Annotated in this window: 17 protein-coding genes and 1 tRNA gene; 10 read left to right on the top strand and 8 right to left on the bottom strand. The window is 61.7% G+C overall.

Going from position 1 to position 13,296, the window contains the following annotated elements; all coding sequences use genetic code 11:
- Positions 1–327 precede the first annotated feature (327 nt).
- From FYC77_RS07880 to FYC77_RS07870, 3 genes are all read left to right on the top strand, one after another.
- The gene (locus tag FYC77_RS07880; protein ID WP_149080964.1) at positions 328–525 is read left to right on the top strand and encodes a hypothetical protein; all 198 of its coding nucleotides are present in this window, start codon (positions 328–330) and stop codon (positions 523–525) included.
- On the top strand, positions 522–1,115 hold the full coding sequence (locus FYC77_RS07875; protein ID WP_149080963.1) for a hypothetical protein: 594 nt from the start codon (positions 522–524) through the stop codon (positions 1,113–1,115). The genes FYC77_RS07880 and FYC77_RS07875 overlap by 4 nt, the downstream gene beginning before the upstream one ends.
- Before the next feature lie 233 nt (positions 1,116–1,348).
- Positions 1,349–1,564 carry a hypothetical protein gene (locus tag FYC77_RS07870; protein ID WP_149080962.1) on the top strand — a complete coding sequence of 72 codons (216 nt, stop codon included), beginning with the start codon at positions 1,349–1,351 and terminating at the stop codon, positions 1,562–1,564.
- A gap of 516 nt (positions 1,565–2,080) precedes the next feature.
- On the opposite strand, the gene FYC77_RS07865 is transcribed toward FYC77_RS07870, so the two are convergent.
- Positions 2,081–2,154, bottom strand: a tRNA-Tyr gene (locus FYC77_RS07865).
- 130 nt (positions 2,155–2,284) lie between these two features.
- On the opposite strand from FYC77_RS07865, the gene FYC77_RS07860 reads away from it, so the two are divergent.
- The 4 genes from FYC77_RS07860 (at position 2,285) to FYC77_RS07845 (ending at position 5,162) form a co-directional block, all read left to right on the top strand.
- Positions 2,285–2,866 carry a double zinc ribbon domain-containing protein gene (locus FYC77_RS07860; protein ID WP_149080961.1) on the top strand — a complete coding sequence of 194 codons (582 nt, stop codon included), beginning with the start codon at positions 2,285–2,287 and terminating at the stop codon, positions 2,864–2,866.
- Between the two features lie 193 nt (positions 2,867–3,059).
- Positions 3,060–3,239, top strand: coding sequence for a ribbon-helix-helix domain-containing protein (locus FYC77_RS07855; protein ID WP_149080960.1), 180 nt, complete (start codon positions 3,060–3,062; stop codon positions 3,237–3,239).
- A 2-nt stretch (positions 3,240–3,241) separates the two neighbouring features.
- Complete coding sequence (gene ftsZ / locus FYC77_RS07850) at positions 3,242–4,426, top strand: cell division protein FtsZ (protein WP_149080959.1); 1,185 nt, start codon at positions 3,242–3,244, stop codon at positions 4,424–4,426.
- Between the two features lie 196 nt (positions 4,427–4,622).
- Complete coding sequence (locus FYC77_RS07845; protein WP_149080958.1) at positions 4,623–5,162, top strand: DedA family protein; 540 nt, start codon at positions 4,623–4,625, stop codon at positions 5,160–5,162.
- Positions 5,163–5,293: 131 nt separating this feature from the next.
- Here the strand turns inward: FYC77_RS07845 and ncsA are convergent, their stop codons facing one another.
- Positions 5,294–6,253, bottom strand: coding sequence for a tRNA 2-thiolation protein NcsA (ncsA, locus tag FYC77_RS07840; protein WP_149080957.1), 960 nt, complete (start codon positions 6,251–6,253; stop codon positions 5,294–5,296).
- 252 nt (positions 6,254–6,505) lie between these two features.
- Positions 6,506–7,240, bottom strand: coding sequence for an alpha/beta fold hydrolase (locus FYC77_RS07835; protein WP_149080956.1), 735 nt, complete (start codon positions 7,238–7,240; stop codon positions 6,506–6,508).
- A gap of 166 nt (positions 7,241–7,406) precedes the next feature.
- Here FYC77_RS07835 and FYC77_RS07830 point away from each other — a divergent pair, with 166 nt between their 5' ends.
- From FYC77_RS07830 to FYC77_RS07820, 3 genes are all read left to right on the top strand, one after another.
- A complete protein-coding gene (locus FYC77_RS07830; protein WP_149080955.1) occupies positions 7,407–7,880 on the top strand; it encodes a DUF4442 domain-containing protein in 474 nt (157 codons plus the stop codon).
- A 67-nt stretch (positions 7,881–7,947) separates the two neighbouring features.
- On the top strand, positions 7,948–8,658 hold the full coding sequence (locus tag FYC77_RS07825) for a DUF7095 family protein (RefSeq protein ID WP_149080954.1): 711 nt from the start codon (positions 7,948–7,950) through the stop codon (positions 8,656–8,658).
- Positions 8,659–9,057: 399 nt separating this feature from the next.
- Positions 9,058–9,354, top strand: a complete 297-nt coding sequence (locus FYC77_RS07820) for an SUI1 family translation initiation factor (protein ID WP_394349016.1) — start codon at positions 9,058–9,060, stop codon at positions 9,352–9,354.
- A gap of 63 nt (positions 9,355–9,417) precedes the next feature.
- Here FYC77_RS07820 and FYC77_RS07815 read toward each other — a convergent pair whose 3' ends face one another.
- The 5 genes from FYC77_RS07815 to FYC77_RS07795 all read right to left on the bottom strand — a co-directional run.
- Positions 9,418–10,284, bottom strand: coding sequence for a class I SAM-dependent methyltransferase (locus FYC77_RS07815; protein ID WP_149080952.1), 867 nt, complete (start codon positions 10,282–10,284; stop codon positions 9,418–9,420).
- Between the two features lie 81 nt (positions 10,285–10,365).
- Complete coding sequence (locus FYC77_RS07810) at positions 10,366–10,677, bottom strand: ASCH domain-containing protein (RefSeq protein ID WP_149080951.1); 312 nt, start codon at positions 10,675–10,677, stop codon at positions 10,366–10,368.
- Between the two features lie 114 nt (positions 10,678–10,791).
- Positions 10,792–11,661: a deoxyribonuclease IV gene (locus FYC77_RS07805; RefSeq protein ID WP_149081080.1), complete on the bottom strand. Its 870-nt coding sequence runs from the start codon at positions 11,659–11,661 to the stop codon at positions 10,792–10,794.
- Positions 11,662–11,821: 160 nt separating this feature from the next.
- Positions 11,822–12,661, bottom strand: coding sequence for a lipoate--protein ligase family protein (locus FYC77_RS07800; RefSeq protein ID WP_149080950.1), 840 nt, complete (start codon positions 12,659–12,661; stop codon positions 11,822–11,824).
- A gap of 215 nt (positions 12,662–12,876) precedes the next feature.
- Positions 12,877–13,296, bottom strand: a 420-nt coding sequence (locus tag FYC77_RS07795) for a transposase (protein ID WP_238386835.1), incomplete at its 5' end; no start/stop codon positions are given.

Genomic DNA, 13,296 nt, shown 5'->3' with positions numbered 1-13,296 from the left:
TATGTCCAACCCCTCAGATTTTCTTACCCCGTAGGTGGTGCGGAGAGTGCCCACCCTATGCTCCCAAGGAGAGTTCCGATAACGCTCCGTGTAGTATTGGAGACTCCGGGAGGCCAATCATACGGAGACGAACACAAACGCTCTGAGAACGCGCACACGGCCCCCAGATTGGACGTGGGGCAAGAGGGAATTGGCCCGCAAACGGAGAGTAGATGCCCTATGTGTGGATTTTTGTACGCCTCTTGCTTATCTAATTGGAGCACTAATCATAGAGTGATTACAATGTCTGACTATACGACTATCTCCCTAAAATCCGATACGAAAGCTATGATGGACGCTGAACGTCCAAGAGGAACGCCGTGGGACGCCTTTTTCCGGGAGGTCCTTGGCCTTGAGGGAGACCTCAACCGGGAGGACACAGAGCGGGCCATTGAGGCCGTTGCCAAGCTGGCGGAGGACGCTGGCGTTGCTCCCGCGGAGGAGTTTTCGGAGGCCGTTACGGAGCGCCTTGGGGTGGACGCATGAGCCGCCACAAGCTCAACAAGTCCAACTCCACCGACTTTACTATGGGAGAGCTTGTGGATACGTTCTCTGAGGTCCTTGAGGACTTTGAGGTAGTATCCAAGTCCGATGTGGAGGCCATGATTGACACCAAACTCTCCAAGGCGGAGGAGGGCGGTGTCGGCTCCATTGAGGATGTGGAGGAGACCAAGGCGGAGGCCAACACCTACGACCCACAAGACCTCCAAGAGCTACTCCCGGAGGAGGTGTGGGAGGTCGTTCGGACGTATCTGGCCGGGGACGGGTCCAACCTCCCGGACGACGTAGAGGGCTCTGAGCCCGGTGGAGACGTGGAGAAAGCCGTCAACTCCGCTATTACGGAGAGTGGGTCAACTCTCAACCGTGTCCGTGGCAACCCCACGGCTCCGGTCTCCAAGTCTGACAGTGAGCCGTCCTATGAGCCGGAGGAGGGCGCTGAGGACTCCCCCGGGGACATGCTGTTGAAACATTTGGACGCTGAGCTTGGAACGCCCACGGAGGCCGTGAGCAAGTCTGACGGCAAGGGCAAGCCGGACCACCCAACACTCACCCACATTGACGACGCCAATCTATGACTGTCCCCAAATGCCCGGAGTGTCGGGCCAGCGTCCCCATGAGAGGGTCGTTCTCCACCACAGCCAAGAGCCCTCTGAGTAAGACGTGCTCCTCTTGTGGTGAGGACCTCCCGGACTACTTGTTTGGAGACCCCGCGCCCGTTCCTCCCCGACGTGAAAGCCGGACGGAGGAGTTGAACCGCCTCCTCCGGGGGTAGTCAACCTATTAAAAGTATATAAAAGGTATCTTGGATATGACCGCCAAACAGAGTCCCAAGACCGACGCCAGAGCCCTCTTGGAGGAGTGGGAGGCCGGTATGCGTCCCGCAAGAATCCAAGCCCTCCGCGGAGACCTCATGGAGGCCACCGGTATCTACGTCCCTCACCGCCGGACCGCTATTGACGGAGTGTGGTATGACCACTACCGCGGACAAGTGACGCGGGCCCTCCGGGAGGCCGTGGAGGAGTAGCCCTCCCTCCCACGTCCAACCAGAGCGCCGTATTTGCGCTCTGAGCGCGTTCCTGTTTTTCTGAGTAGTAGAGAGTCCCCGTCTCCCCGGGACGCTCCACGGAGTTTACCCGGGCTCCGGGGTGCATGATAGTATTACCTGAGAGAGGCTATTATCTGGAAACAAGACAACGCCGCTCCTCCCCCTCCTTTGTGAGGTGGATGTACAGGTTCCCCGCCTTGGTGTGGTCAATCCGCTTGTAGCGGCCTCCACACCGGGGACACGGAGCAAGTTCGTTTCCGTCTTGCATACAGCTCCTCCCGTTCGTAAGTGGAGGGTTGAGTAATCTCTTTGGGTAGCTCAGGGAGGCTCTGGCGGGACGCATAGAGCTAAGACGTATGCCGCGCTCTCAACTCTTAGGAGTGCATGACGGGGACGGGCGTGGCTTGTCACAAGCCCAACTCTCACGCGGAGCGTGGGAGAGGTATAAAAGCAAGTCAGCGCCGTACCGCGAATGGGTATCGGCTTGGGAAGAAGTCCGCCCTCCCCGATTTGAACGGGGGGCAAGTCGATCTACAGTCGACTGCTCTACCAGTCTGAGCTAAGGGCGGTTACACCTCAACGTAGACCCGCTGGCAAACATAAGGGTTATCATTCCCGACGGTGGCGAACGTGTACGGATCGATGAACGGAAGAATGATTGATATAGGATGACTGTTAACATGGGAGTATCCTAACCGCATGAGTAAGATCACGTTCCGCGCCGACGACGACCTCGTCGAGGAACTCGAGGCGCTCGAGATCTCCAAGAGCGAAGCGATGCGCAAGGCGCTTCGATCGTATCTCGGCGGCTCGTCCGACGGGCAGGACTCGGCGGAACGTGACCGCGCGGAGACAGCAATCGACGATCTCGTACAGGATCGGATCGACGAGTTGCTCGCCGAGCGACTGGACTCGGTTGCTCCCCGTTTGCAGTCTCCCGCGCATACGCGAGAGCCCCAAGATGTCAACGTCACGGTCTCCCTCGAAGGGACGGAGGCTCGGAGGACCGACGCGTCCGACGAGCGAACCCATGCGACGACGTCGGACGCGGACCGGGCGAGGGGGGGATCGACACCGGAGCCGGACGGAACGCAGTGCAACCAGTGTGGCGAACACGTGGATGCAGACCACGTATACTGCCCGAACTGTGGCGAGAAGGCCACACACCGGTCGTTCTGTGAGTGTGGCGACGAGCTTCGATCCGACTGGGCGTTCTGTCCGAGCTGTGGTCGACGAACGCCCGCGGCGGACGTTCTCGAGTCGGACAGTCGAAATATGTGACCTTCGTAAGACACGAACACTCGTGTCTGACGATAGTTTTATTACCTATGCAGACATTCCGTTTACTCGCGTAAGACGGTTGTCTTACAAAGGAGAAAAAGCGGCGAAAAACCCCGTAAAAGGGCATCTCTGGCGTAAGACACGCTGCGTCTGACAGGGGCGCGCGACGTCTTACCCACTGGGGAATACAACCATGGAGCGTGTGACACTGCGAATTCCGAAACAGCAGATCGAGGAGGTAGAACAGCTCGTCGACTCGGGCGAGTTCCCGAACCGAAGCGAGGCGATTCGGTCGGCCGTCCGAGAGATGATCAACGAACAGTACGAGGGGCAGACCGAACAGGCCGGTAAACGAACGTGGGCGAAGGTGTAATCATGCAGGATATCGTTCAGGACGCACTCGAGAACGCAGAACAGGAAGCCCGCGAGATGGACGCCGACATGGACGGCGACGAGTTCGGCGATCCGCGGATCGTCATCGTCGGCTGTGGCGGTGCCGGTAACAACACGATCAACCGGCTGTACAACATCGGCGTCGACGGTGCCGACACCGTGGCGGTCAACACGGACAAACAGCACCTCAAGATGATCGAAGCCGACACAAAGGTCCTCGTCGGCAAGTCGCTGACGAACGGACTCGGCGCAGGCGGAGATCCATCGATGGGAGAGCGTGCCACCGAGATGGCCCAGAGCACCATCAAAGAGGTCCTCGGGGATGCGGACCTCGTCTTCGTTACAGCAGGGATGGGCGGCGGGACCGGTACCGGTGCCGCTCCGGTCGTCTCGAAGATCGCCAAAGAACAGGGCGCGATCGTCGTCGGCATGGTCTCGACGCCGTTCAACGTCGAGCGGGCACGAACCGTGAAAGCCGAGGAAGGTCTCGAGAAACTGCGCGAACAGGCCGACTCGATCATCGTCCTCGACAACAACCGGCTGCTCGATTACGTCCCGAACCTCCCGATCGGCAAGGCGTTCTCGGTGATGGACCAGATCATCGCCGAAACCGTCAAAGGAATCTCGGAGACGATCACCCAGCCGTCACTGATCAACCTGGACTACGCGGACATGTCCACGATCATGAATCAGGGCGGCGTCGCGGTGATGCTCGTCGGGGAGACACAGGATAAGAACAAGACCGACGAGGTCGTCAAAGACGCGATGAACCATCCGCTGTTGGACGTCGACTATCGTGGCGCGAGTGGCGGACTCGTCCACATCACCGGCGGACCGGATCTCACTCTCAAAGAGGCCGAAGGGATCGCCGACAACATCACCGAACGTCTCGAGGCGTCGGCGAACGTCATCTGGGGCGCGCGCATCCAGGAGAACTACAAGGGCAAGGTCCGCGTGATGGCGATTATGACCGGCGTCCAGAGCGCGCAGGTTCTTGGACCGACGACCCAGAAACAGGCCGACAAGTCCCGTGCGAGTATCGAGGGACTGAACGAGTCCGACTTCGACGCGAGTAACAACGTCGAGTCAGGACCCGAATTCGGTGCCCAGAGCGACGGCGGCCGCGAGGAACTCGAGAAGCAAAACGGCGTCGACGTCATCCGGTAACTTCGGACACCGTTGGACGAAGTTTACATCTGACGTCCGTTTTTGCGCTGGCTCGGAGGGGAAGTGGCGATACTGCTCTCGAAACCGTGCAAACGACTCGAGGGTCGACCGCCCCTGGCGTCTTCGAGTTCCAGTCGATCATCGGAGGTGACATACGCGATTAGTCGTATCGATGAACTATGCGACGTGGTGATGGATGGACCTCGTGACGCTCGTGGTGTCGATTGGCGTCCCGGTACTCGTTGCCCTCTTCTATCTCGAGGGGCTCGTCGTCGGAAAACTCCTCCAGCCGCCGGTCGTTTTCGTCGGCTACGTGACGGTGGCCGATCCGGGGCGGACGGCGACGACGGCGACAGTCCTCGGTTGCGTCCTCGCCGCGACCGTCGGCCAGTGGACGCTCTATCGCGGATTCAACGAGGAGTCGCCGGAACTGTTCGGCCTCCGTCGGACGGTGCCCTACCTCGAGCGGCTTCCGGACGTCGTCCAGGGACGTATCAGCGAGCGTCGGCTCGAATTCGTCGAACGTCAGTTCGACGCCTACGGCGGCTGGGCGATCTGTGCGACGAACGCGATCCCCGGAATCCGCGGACTGATGACCGTGGTCGCGGGAGTAAGCGCGTACCCCGTTCGCCGATTCTTGATCGCCTCCGGCGTCGGCAACGGCCTGTACGTCGCACTCTTGCTCGCGGCGGCGTGGGGCCTGCTCGGTGCCGCCCGCTTGTTCGGATACGGATAGCGAGTCCGACGGCTGGTCGGATCTCGGTTGTGTCTGTCGTGTAAGACACGTCGTACACGATCGACTCGACGGCGACTACTGCCGTTCTCGACGATCGGATCGGCTGTCCGACGGGAGAAAGACCGTCAGTATCAGGCGAGGGACTCGAGCAACGAGCACTTGCGACAGATTTCACGCGTCGTCGTCGAACCGCACTCGGCACACTCGCGAAGTTCTGCCCCGTCCTCGCCGCTGTACTCGCGGGCGACGATCGACGCGAGTTCCTCGTAACCCGAGAGGATCGAGTGTCGCGTTCCGGGATGGTTCTCCTCGAGGTTGTAGAGCAGTTGCTGGATCTCGCCGCGGTAGGCCTCGCTCGCGTGTGGACACTCGGTGATGTGGGCGGGCAGGTCCTCGACGTGGGCGTAGAGAGCGACCTCCTTCTCGGGGACGTCACGCAGTGGTTTCGCTCGCGGAACGAACTCGTCGGTTTCCTCGCGTTCGGTGAGCGGACCCAGGCTCGCATCGAAGTGTTTGGCCATCTGGGCGACGTCTCCCTCGAGGACGTTCATCATCGCCGTCTGGGCTTCGTCGTCGAGATTGTGGCCGGTCAACAGCAGATCGGCCTCGAGTGTCTCGGCGTATCGCGAGAGGACGTCACGTCTGAACACCCCGCAATAGGCGCAGGCAGCCATATTTTCGGGATCGTCTTCGACGACGTCGTCCATCCGAATCCCGAACTCCTCCTCGTAGCTGACGACCTCGTGGCGAATCTCGAGGTCGTCCGTGAGTTCGACGCAGGCCTCGAGGCTCTTGTCGCGATAGCCTTCGATCCCCTCGTGGATCGTCAGTCCGACGAGTTCGATGCGAGGATCGTCGACGAACGTGTCGTGGAGGATTCGCGTGAGTACGACGCTGTCTTTCCCGCCCGAGAGGCCGATAACCCACGTCTGCGGATCGTCGGGCGTCGCGTCGTGGGGGACCAGATCGTCGCGTCGAACCCGCCGGCGGACCCGTTTCTCGAGGGACTCACGAAAGTGATCGGCACAGAGGTGGGCACCGGAGTAGGCGGCGTGCATGATCGCCTCTCCGTCACACCGGTTACACTCCATCGACGGGTCCTTGTCGACCGGAACGGATCACCGTTTCGTCTCTCCGTCGGACACTGTTCGGTCGTCGCGATCTCGGCGTTCGAACACCGCCCGGGAGTATAGTACTTCGACAGGCGTCGACTGCAGGGTCGAATCGAACCACACCACCGAATTCGACCCTGCAGTGCAGGCGTGCCAAAGCACGATAGTAGCCACTGAACGTCATTGCACACCCGATCGCCAGAGGGATCGGCGATCGGTATGTACATCGTTTCAGTTGTTACTGTAGCGGGCCGGAACTCGAGCCTGCTCTTCGACGATCGCTGCGCCACCCTCGAGCGACTCGAGGAGGAGATCGACGTACCGGTCCCTGCTCGGTGAGGAAAACAGTTCGTGGCCGCCGTCGTAGAGAACGACGTGTTCGGCAGGGACGCGTTCGCCGATAGGTCGAAGGTCGATCATCGGGTCCCGAAGCGAACAGAAGACGACGGCGTCGTGATCGATGGCGAGCAATTCTCGCTGGGCGTGGCGGGTCTCACGGACGAACGCGGGCGAGACCCACCGCGGCGTCGTCGCGATCTGGTGGTCGGTCGCCAACTCACCGAGCGTGTACTCGTCCATCTCGCCGACCGGGAGACACGGGAGCGTCGTCGGCACGGTGGAGACGGCCTCGAGCAGCCGATCCGGGTAGTCGTCGCCGTACCCCCACCACGGGCTCAGGTAGACGTGGTTGTCCGCGCCGTCTAGCGCTTGAGCAACGAGCGCGCCCGCGCTGTGCCCGAGTAGCTGGTACTCCTCGAGATCGAGGACGTACTCGGCGACCGGCTCGAGCCAGTCGGCTTTGAAGTCCTCGATGGTCGTCGGGAGTTCGAACGCGTGGACCCGGTAGCCGGCCTCGGTCAGCTTCCCGATCAGCCAACTGACGTTCTCGTGGGTCCAGCGGTTGCCCCAGCCCATGACGAAGACGAGTTCTTCGTTGCCGTCCTCGTTGAACACGCGGTGTCTCATAGTTCTCCCTTCGACCGGTAGCGATAAAAACCTGATCTCTTGACAGGAGCCGGCGCAGTCTCGATATCTCCCGTGGGAACGACCCGGGGAACTCGTTTGAGGAAAACGCCTGGCCACCGACGCCCCGTTTACCAACACTTTCGAGGGGGGTTGTCGTACCGAGCGTATGCTCTCGTCCCTGCGTTCTCGGCTCTACCGGATCGGGTTTAACCTCTTTCCGGCGTACCGCCGAACCGGCGGTCGCGTCACGTACGTCGCACCCGACTGGCAGGAAATCCGGATCAAACTGCCGTTGAACTGGCGCACTCGAAACTACGTGGGGACGACCTTCGGCGGGAGCATCTACGGGGCTGTGGATCCGTTTTACATGATGATGCTCCTGAAAACGCTCGGGGACGAGTACGTCGTCTGGGACAAGGAAGCGGAGATCCGGTTCAAGAAGCCGGGGCGAGACACGCTGTACGCACGGTTTACGATCACCGACGAGGAGATAGCCGCGATCCGTTCCGAACTCGAGACCGAGGGGACGGAGTCGGTCGACCGCCACTACACGGTCGACCTCGTCGACGCCGACGGCACCGTCCACGCGACCGTCCGGAAGACGGTGTACGTGACGACCGACGGCTCGAAGGCGGCGTAAACGCCACGGTCTCCGTTCGCCGCCGCGCTGAGAAACGGTTTTGCACATCGAGCCCCCACGTCCGCCAATGAGCGACCTTGGTCGCGCCGAGGCGGTCGATCGGCTCGAAGAGATCGTCGACGCCGTCGAGAACGAGCGGATGCCCGTTCCCGTCCGGGAGGTGTGGGCGTTCGGTGACGTTGCGCTGGGACTCGACCCCGTCGACCGGCTCGACGTCTACCTCACGAAGGACATTCTCGTGCGAGACGACAGCGCGACAACCGGTAGCGGGGACGTCGGCGACGGGATCGACTCGAGCCGGACGAACGAGGATCCCGACGCCGCGTTCCGGGACTCCCACGGGGTCGAAGGCGTCGGCAAGTCGGTCCGGGCCGACTGGGCCACAGCGTACCCCGAGTATCTCCGTGCGAACGCGAACGGGCACGCTGCCCCCGAAAAGTGCCTCGCGGCTCACTTGCTCGAGACGGACGAACCGGTCCACCTCGAGGTCTGTAACGCCTCCTTCGAGGACAACGTCACCCAGCGCCTGCGCGGGGCGAAACTGCGCGAGGATTACACTCAGTTGCTCGACCCCCGCGGGGTCTGTCTCTGGGTCGACGGCACCCGAAGCGACGAGGCGTTCCGAAAGCTTCGCGAGAGTGAACTTGCCCTGCCGACGCTCTCTGATGCCCTCGAGATGCTCGGAATGGACGGCGAGGAGGCGACCGAGGCGGCCCAGCAACTTCACACCTGGCGTGCCGACCAGGAGGGGACGACGGTTCGCGGCGACGTGGTCTGATACGGCTTGCTGTCAGTCAGTTCCGGCGCACCCGCGACACGGACGGCGGTTACGCTTGAACTGCGGTCAGCAGAACGTATGAACTGGCCGTGGAGACGCCGAAGGCGGCGGAGACGTCTCACGATCGGGTCGTGGTGTTGTGTAAGACGATGCCGACGTGGGTATTCGTCTTCAACTAAGACTCACACCTCGGTTGAGTGGCGATAGCAAGTTTTCCTCGTGAAATCGGACGTCGTTGGTGGCTTTTCTGGGTATCTTCGGGCAACCGTTTCGACAGCGCCGGTAGTGAGCAATCGAGAACTCTCGGAGTTCGTGGACAAAGAGTGTCCCGAAGATGATGTTCTGTAGCGTCACACAGTGCTATCACAAAAATATATTAATTTGGGACTTGGAGTTAACATCGTGAGAGAGGATGACTCCCTGGACGAGTTGCTGGATGAACTTGACGGCCACGATGCGCTCGACAAAGCCCAGCAACAGGTATCGATTACTGTTGATGAACGGCGGTACGGAAAGGCTGTCACACTGGTGTCAGGGCTTGATATTCCGGAATCGAAGATAGAATCGCTCGCGTCATCTCTCAAGTCATCGCTGGCGGCCGGGGGCACGGTCTCCGACGATACGATCGAACTACAGGGAGACCACCGCGACCGCCTCCCCGAGTTGCTCCAAGACCACGGCTACGACGTGGAGTAGGAACCTCTGTCTTTCGCGGGATCCGAACGAAATCGGTTTTTATTTCGGCTACTCCCGAAACTGTCAAACATCGTTGGGCGTCGAGGTTGAACCGTCGACCCAACTGGTTCGATCAGTGCTTCGAACGCGACCGACAGTGACGAAAAACGGGACCGTCTCCTCGCGCTGGTACTCCCGTGCCCCCATCTGGTCGATCACGTCCCGGCCCATCGTCCGCCACGCGCTCCGGAGATCGTCGTACTCCGTCTCGGTCAACTCGCCCTCGAGCATCGTCTCCCGGTCGTCGGCCAGTCCGGCACCCGTCGCCTTCCGACGCGCCGCCTCCAGAGCCCCCTCGCAGTACGGCGGTTCGATCGTTCGGACGTGATCGTACTGGCGGGTCTCGACCACCGCGATATCGGCCTCCTCGAAGGCGTCGCGGGCATCGGCGCCGAGCGAGACGTCGGTCCCGACGCCGTCTAGGTACGCCCGCCGCGCCCGTCGCTCGAGGTTGCCCTCGCTTTCGACGCTCGAGTCGATCTCGACGGCGGCGTTGTCCGGTTCGACGGCGGCGACGAGATCCGACGAGACGCGAGCGAACTCCGCGACCGCCGTGGCGGGATCGGGGAGGTTGATCAGCAGCGCCTGACAGACGACCAGATCGAAGCTGTCGTCGGGAAACGGGAGGCGAAGGGCGTCGCCGGCGACCGCGGTAACGGGATCGTCGCCGGCGCTCGCGACCGCGAGCAGGGTCGGATCGGCGTCGCAGCCGACCACATCGGTCGTCTCCGGGGTCTCCTCGGCGAGGACGCGGCTCAACTCGCCGGTGCCACAGCCGACGTCGAGGATGCGCTCGTGGGAGTCGAGTGCCAGCGCTTCGAGGGCCTCGCGGGAGTCGTCCCACATTCCCTCGCGGGTTCGCTCGAGGTAGTCCTCGGAGAATTCGCGCACGAACGACGATACACGCATCTCGAGTAAAAACGAGTCGATTTCGCTCGTCAGTCGGTGCTTCGGAGAGTACGAAATAACTGGTCACGACCGCGGCTCGAACTCGTGTAACACTGCCTCGCTCTCGTCGTCCCACTCGGTGTCATGCGTTGCCTCGATGCGACGCTTGTACGCTTCGAGGTTCGGCGATCCCTCTGCACGGGCGTCCTCGTCGGTGAGTTCACCCAATTTCCGGTGTTCTACGTTCGTGACCTCGAAGGTCGTCTCCTCGATAACGAAGGTATCTCCCTCGGTCGCGTGTGGATCCCCGCGATGCAACTGTGTGATGTCGCCGCGAAGTGCTTTCCGTCTAATCCGTTCTGCCGGCAACAACTCGGCTGCGTCGATTCGCGTCATGGGTGATGAGTTGCCACTGGAGACACATATACTGTCGTCTGGACAGTATCCAGGTTCGGTGCGAGCGCACATCCCCCAATTCGGCCACGCTCGCCCTCGAGAACGCTCGAGTCTCTACGGGTCGCGGAGTTCCTTGACCGTCTCGATGTTCCAGGCGAAGCCGCGCCCGTCCTCGGTTGGCGTCTCGAGTGCGAACGGCAGATCCCGCAGATCCGGATGATTCACGATCGCCTCCATACCGTCCTCACCGATGTACCCCTCGCCGATGTGAGCGTGTTCGTCCTTGTGCGTGCCGACGTCGTGTTTCGAGTCGTTGAGGTGGATGTACTCGAGGTACTCGAGTCCGACAACGTCGTCGAAGCGCCCGACGGTCTCGTCGACGGCTTCGGGCGTCGTGAGGTCGTTGCCCGCGACGAGCGTGTGGGCGGTGTCGATGCAGATGCCGATGTCCGTCTCGGTGCGCTCGATGATCCCCGCGAGGTGCTCGAACTCGCCGCCGAGTTTGGTGCCGCTGCCCGCGTCGGACTCGATGAGGATTTCGACGCCGTCGGGCACCTCTAGGTCGTCGATGACGCTCGCGGCGTTATCGAGGCCACCCTCGACGCCCGCGCCGGTGTGCGCGCCGAGGTGGACGTTGACGTACGGAATTCCCAGTGTTTCGGCGGCGTCGAGTTCTGCCTGCATACTCTCTTTCGACTTGCGCCGGAGATCCTCTTTGGGCGTACAGAGGTTGACGAGGTACGCCGAGTGGATCACCCACGGCCCCTCGAGTTGCTCGTCGGTTTCGTCCTGAAAGCCCTCGACGGCTTCGTCGCTGATCTCGGGCTGGGCCCAGACCTGCGGCGAGGTGGTAAACACCTGTCCGCAGTTGCCGCCAAAGGCGAGCTGGCGGTGAACCGCGTTGCGGATGTCGTCGTACGGCGGCGTTTCCTCGTCGGAGGAGACGCGCGAGCCGGAGATCGAGACGTGTGCGCCGACTTTCATGGTCATAAACTCCCGTCAGTACTGGTTCGTGATAGGTATACCGGAGCGTCTCGAGCACCGGTGCGTTACTCGGTGGGCACGATCCCGACGTCTCGAGTTGCACCGCAAACGTCCCAGCCCTCGACGATGTCGACCGTCTCCCGATCCGCTCGCCCACCGGTCACGGTCGGCCGCCATCCTGCTCTCGGAGCTCCCGGTTGCGGATCCACGCGTCCGACCCGTATTTCGCCTCTGCGAGGTCCGCGGCGGCCTCGAGTTCGTCTTCCCGCCACGACCCCTCGTCCGCGCCACACCAATCGCCCAACGCTTGGGCGAGCGTCGAAACGGCTTCCTCACGGTCGATCCCAGTCTGCTCGCGGATGCTCGTCACCCGGTCGGTGAACGTCTCGGGCTCGAGGTCGCCCGCGAAGACGCCGACGTGGCGTTCGGGCTCGAGGTCGTAGCTGATCGATCCGTGCTGAATAACGACGTCACGCTGGCGGTACTGGGCGTTACCGCTGATCTTTCCGGGGCGATCGCCCGATGCGGGCGCGACGACGTCGTGGGCTGGATTGATATCACGGAGATAACACGATGGTTGGTAGATCGACGCCTGTTCGGCCGCTGCGAAATCCGCGTCGACCCCCATCCGTCGGAGCCCCTCGAGGATCGGCTCGCAAAACAGCGCGTAACAGTCCATCAGGTCCCCTGGAACCTCGTCAGCCGGCGCGACGATCGTATAGGAGATGTCGGCGTACCGGTCGTGATAGATCCCGCCGCCACCGGTTTGGCGTCGCGTGACGTCGATTCCCTCACGGTCGCAGTAGTTCCAGTCGACAGTGTCTGGGTCCTGACGATAGCCCAGCGAGAGCGTACTCGGCTCCCACGAGTAAACCCTGACCGTCCGGCGGTCGTCCGCGATTGTAGTCCGGGCGGCGACTTCCTCGAGTGCCATCTGGGTCGCGCCGTCGCGAGCGTCGTCGACGACGAGCCGCCATCGGCGGTCGGCGAGATCCGTCATACACGGTGGGTCGTCGCCGATCGTGTTAGTGGTTGCGACGCTCCGGTTGCCGGAGATGAAGGGTGTTTTCGGTAGCGCTCCGTCCGACCGGTGGGTTTCGCCAGGTCAGTGTGTCGTTCTCCTGTTTCCGGCACGGCAGTGTCTCGTCCTAGTGCTTTGGCAAGCCTGCAGTCGACGCTTGTCGGAGTACTAGTACCTTCCCAAGCGTCGAGTGACTAGTTCTCGACCTCTTCGAGAGTCGGATAGAGGCGGTGGAGCTTCGTTCGAGCGTTCTCATTCGTGAATTGCCAGTTGATCGTGACGTTCGTTTCATTACGCTCGGCTTCCCACGCAGCGACCTCCGACCGGAGGGTCGCTGCGTCGGGAATTCGGCGGTTGAGACACTGTGTCTGAAGCGTACTCCAGACGAGTTCGGCCATATTCAGCCAGCTTCCGTGTGTGGGGGTGTAATAGAACTCAAACCGGTCGAGATAGTCGCGTGCTTTCTCTGGTGGGTGAAATCGATAGAATGCGGCGGGATTGTGCGTGCTGAGGTTGTCCAAGACTACCCGGATGCAGTCCGCATCCGGGTAGTCGTCGGCAATCGCTTGCATACAGCCGATCCATTCACTGGTTCGCCGTCGTTCCGTCACATG

This window comes from Natrialba swarupiae (assembly GCF_008245225.1).
Taxonomy (GTDB): domain Archaea; phylum Halobacteriota; class Halobacteria; order Halobacteriales; family Natrialbaceae; genus Natrarchaeobius; species Natrarchaeobius swarupiae.
This window is presented reverse-complemented; position numbering and strand designations above follow the sequence as displayed.

What these genes read in the sequence shown, in the direction of transcription:
- FYC77_RS07880 (WP_149080964.1), top strand. Translation starts at nt 328, where the DNA reads ATGATGGACGCTGAACGTCCAAGAGGAACGCCGTGGGACGCCTTTTTC.
- FYC77_RS07875 (WP_149080963.1), top strand. Translation starts at nt 522, where the DNA reads ATGAGCCGCCACAAGCTCAACAAGTCCAACTCCACCGACTTTACTATG.
- FYC77_RS07870 (WP_149080962.1), top strand. Translation starts at nt 1,349, where the DNA reads ATGACCGCCAAACAGAGTCCCAAGACCGACGCCAGAGCCCTCTTGGAG.
- FYC77_RS07860 (WP_149080961.1), top strand. Translation starts at nt 2,285, where the DNA reads ATGAGTAAGATCACGTTCCGCGCCGACGACGACCTCGTCGAGGAACTC.
- FYC77_RS07855 (WP_149080960.1), top strand. Translation starts at nt 3,060, where the DNA reads ATGGAGCGTGTGACACTGCGAATTCCGAAACAGCAGATCGAGGAGGTA.
- ftsZ (WP_149080959.1), top strand. Translation starts at nt 3,242, where the DNA reads ATGCAGGATATCGTTCAGGACGCACTCGAGAACGCAGAACAGGAAGCC.
- FYC77_RS07845 (WP_149080958.1), top strand. Translation starts at nt 4,623, where the DNA reads ATGGACCTCGTGACGCTCGTGGTGTCGATTGGCGTCCCGGTACTCGTT.
- ncsA (WP_149080957.1), bottom strand. Translation starts at nt 6,253, where the DNA reads ATGGAGTGTAACCGGTGTGACGGAGAGGCGATCATGCACGCCGCCTAC.
- FYC77_RS07835 (WP_149080956.1), bottom strand. Translation starts at nt 7,240, where the DNA reads ATGAGACACCGCGTGTTCAACGAGGACGGCAACGAAGAACTCGTCTTC.
- FYC77_RS07830 (WP_149080955.1), top strand. Translation starts at nt 7,407, where the DNA reads ATGCTCTCGTCCCTGCGTTCTCGGCTCTACCGGATCGGGTTTAACCTC.
- FYC77_RS07825 (WP_149080954.1), top strand. Translation starts at nt 7,948, where the DNA reads ATGAGCGACCTTGGTCGCGCCGAGGCGGTCGATCGGCTCGAAGAGATC.
- FYC77_RS07810 (WP_149080951.1), bottom strand. Translation starts at nt 10,677, where the DNA reads ATGACGCGAATCGACGCAGCCGAGTTGTTGCCGGCAGAACGGATTAGA.
- FYC77_RS07805 (WP_149081080.1), bottom strand. Translation starts at nt 11,661, where the DNA reads ATGAAAGTCGGCGCACACGTCTCGATCTCCGGCTCGCGCGTCTCCTCC.
- FYC77_RS07800 (WP_149080950.1), bottom strand. Translation starts at nt 12,661, where the DNA reads ATGACGGATCTCGCCGACCGCCGATGGCGGCTCGTCGTCGACGACGCT.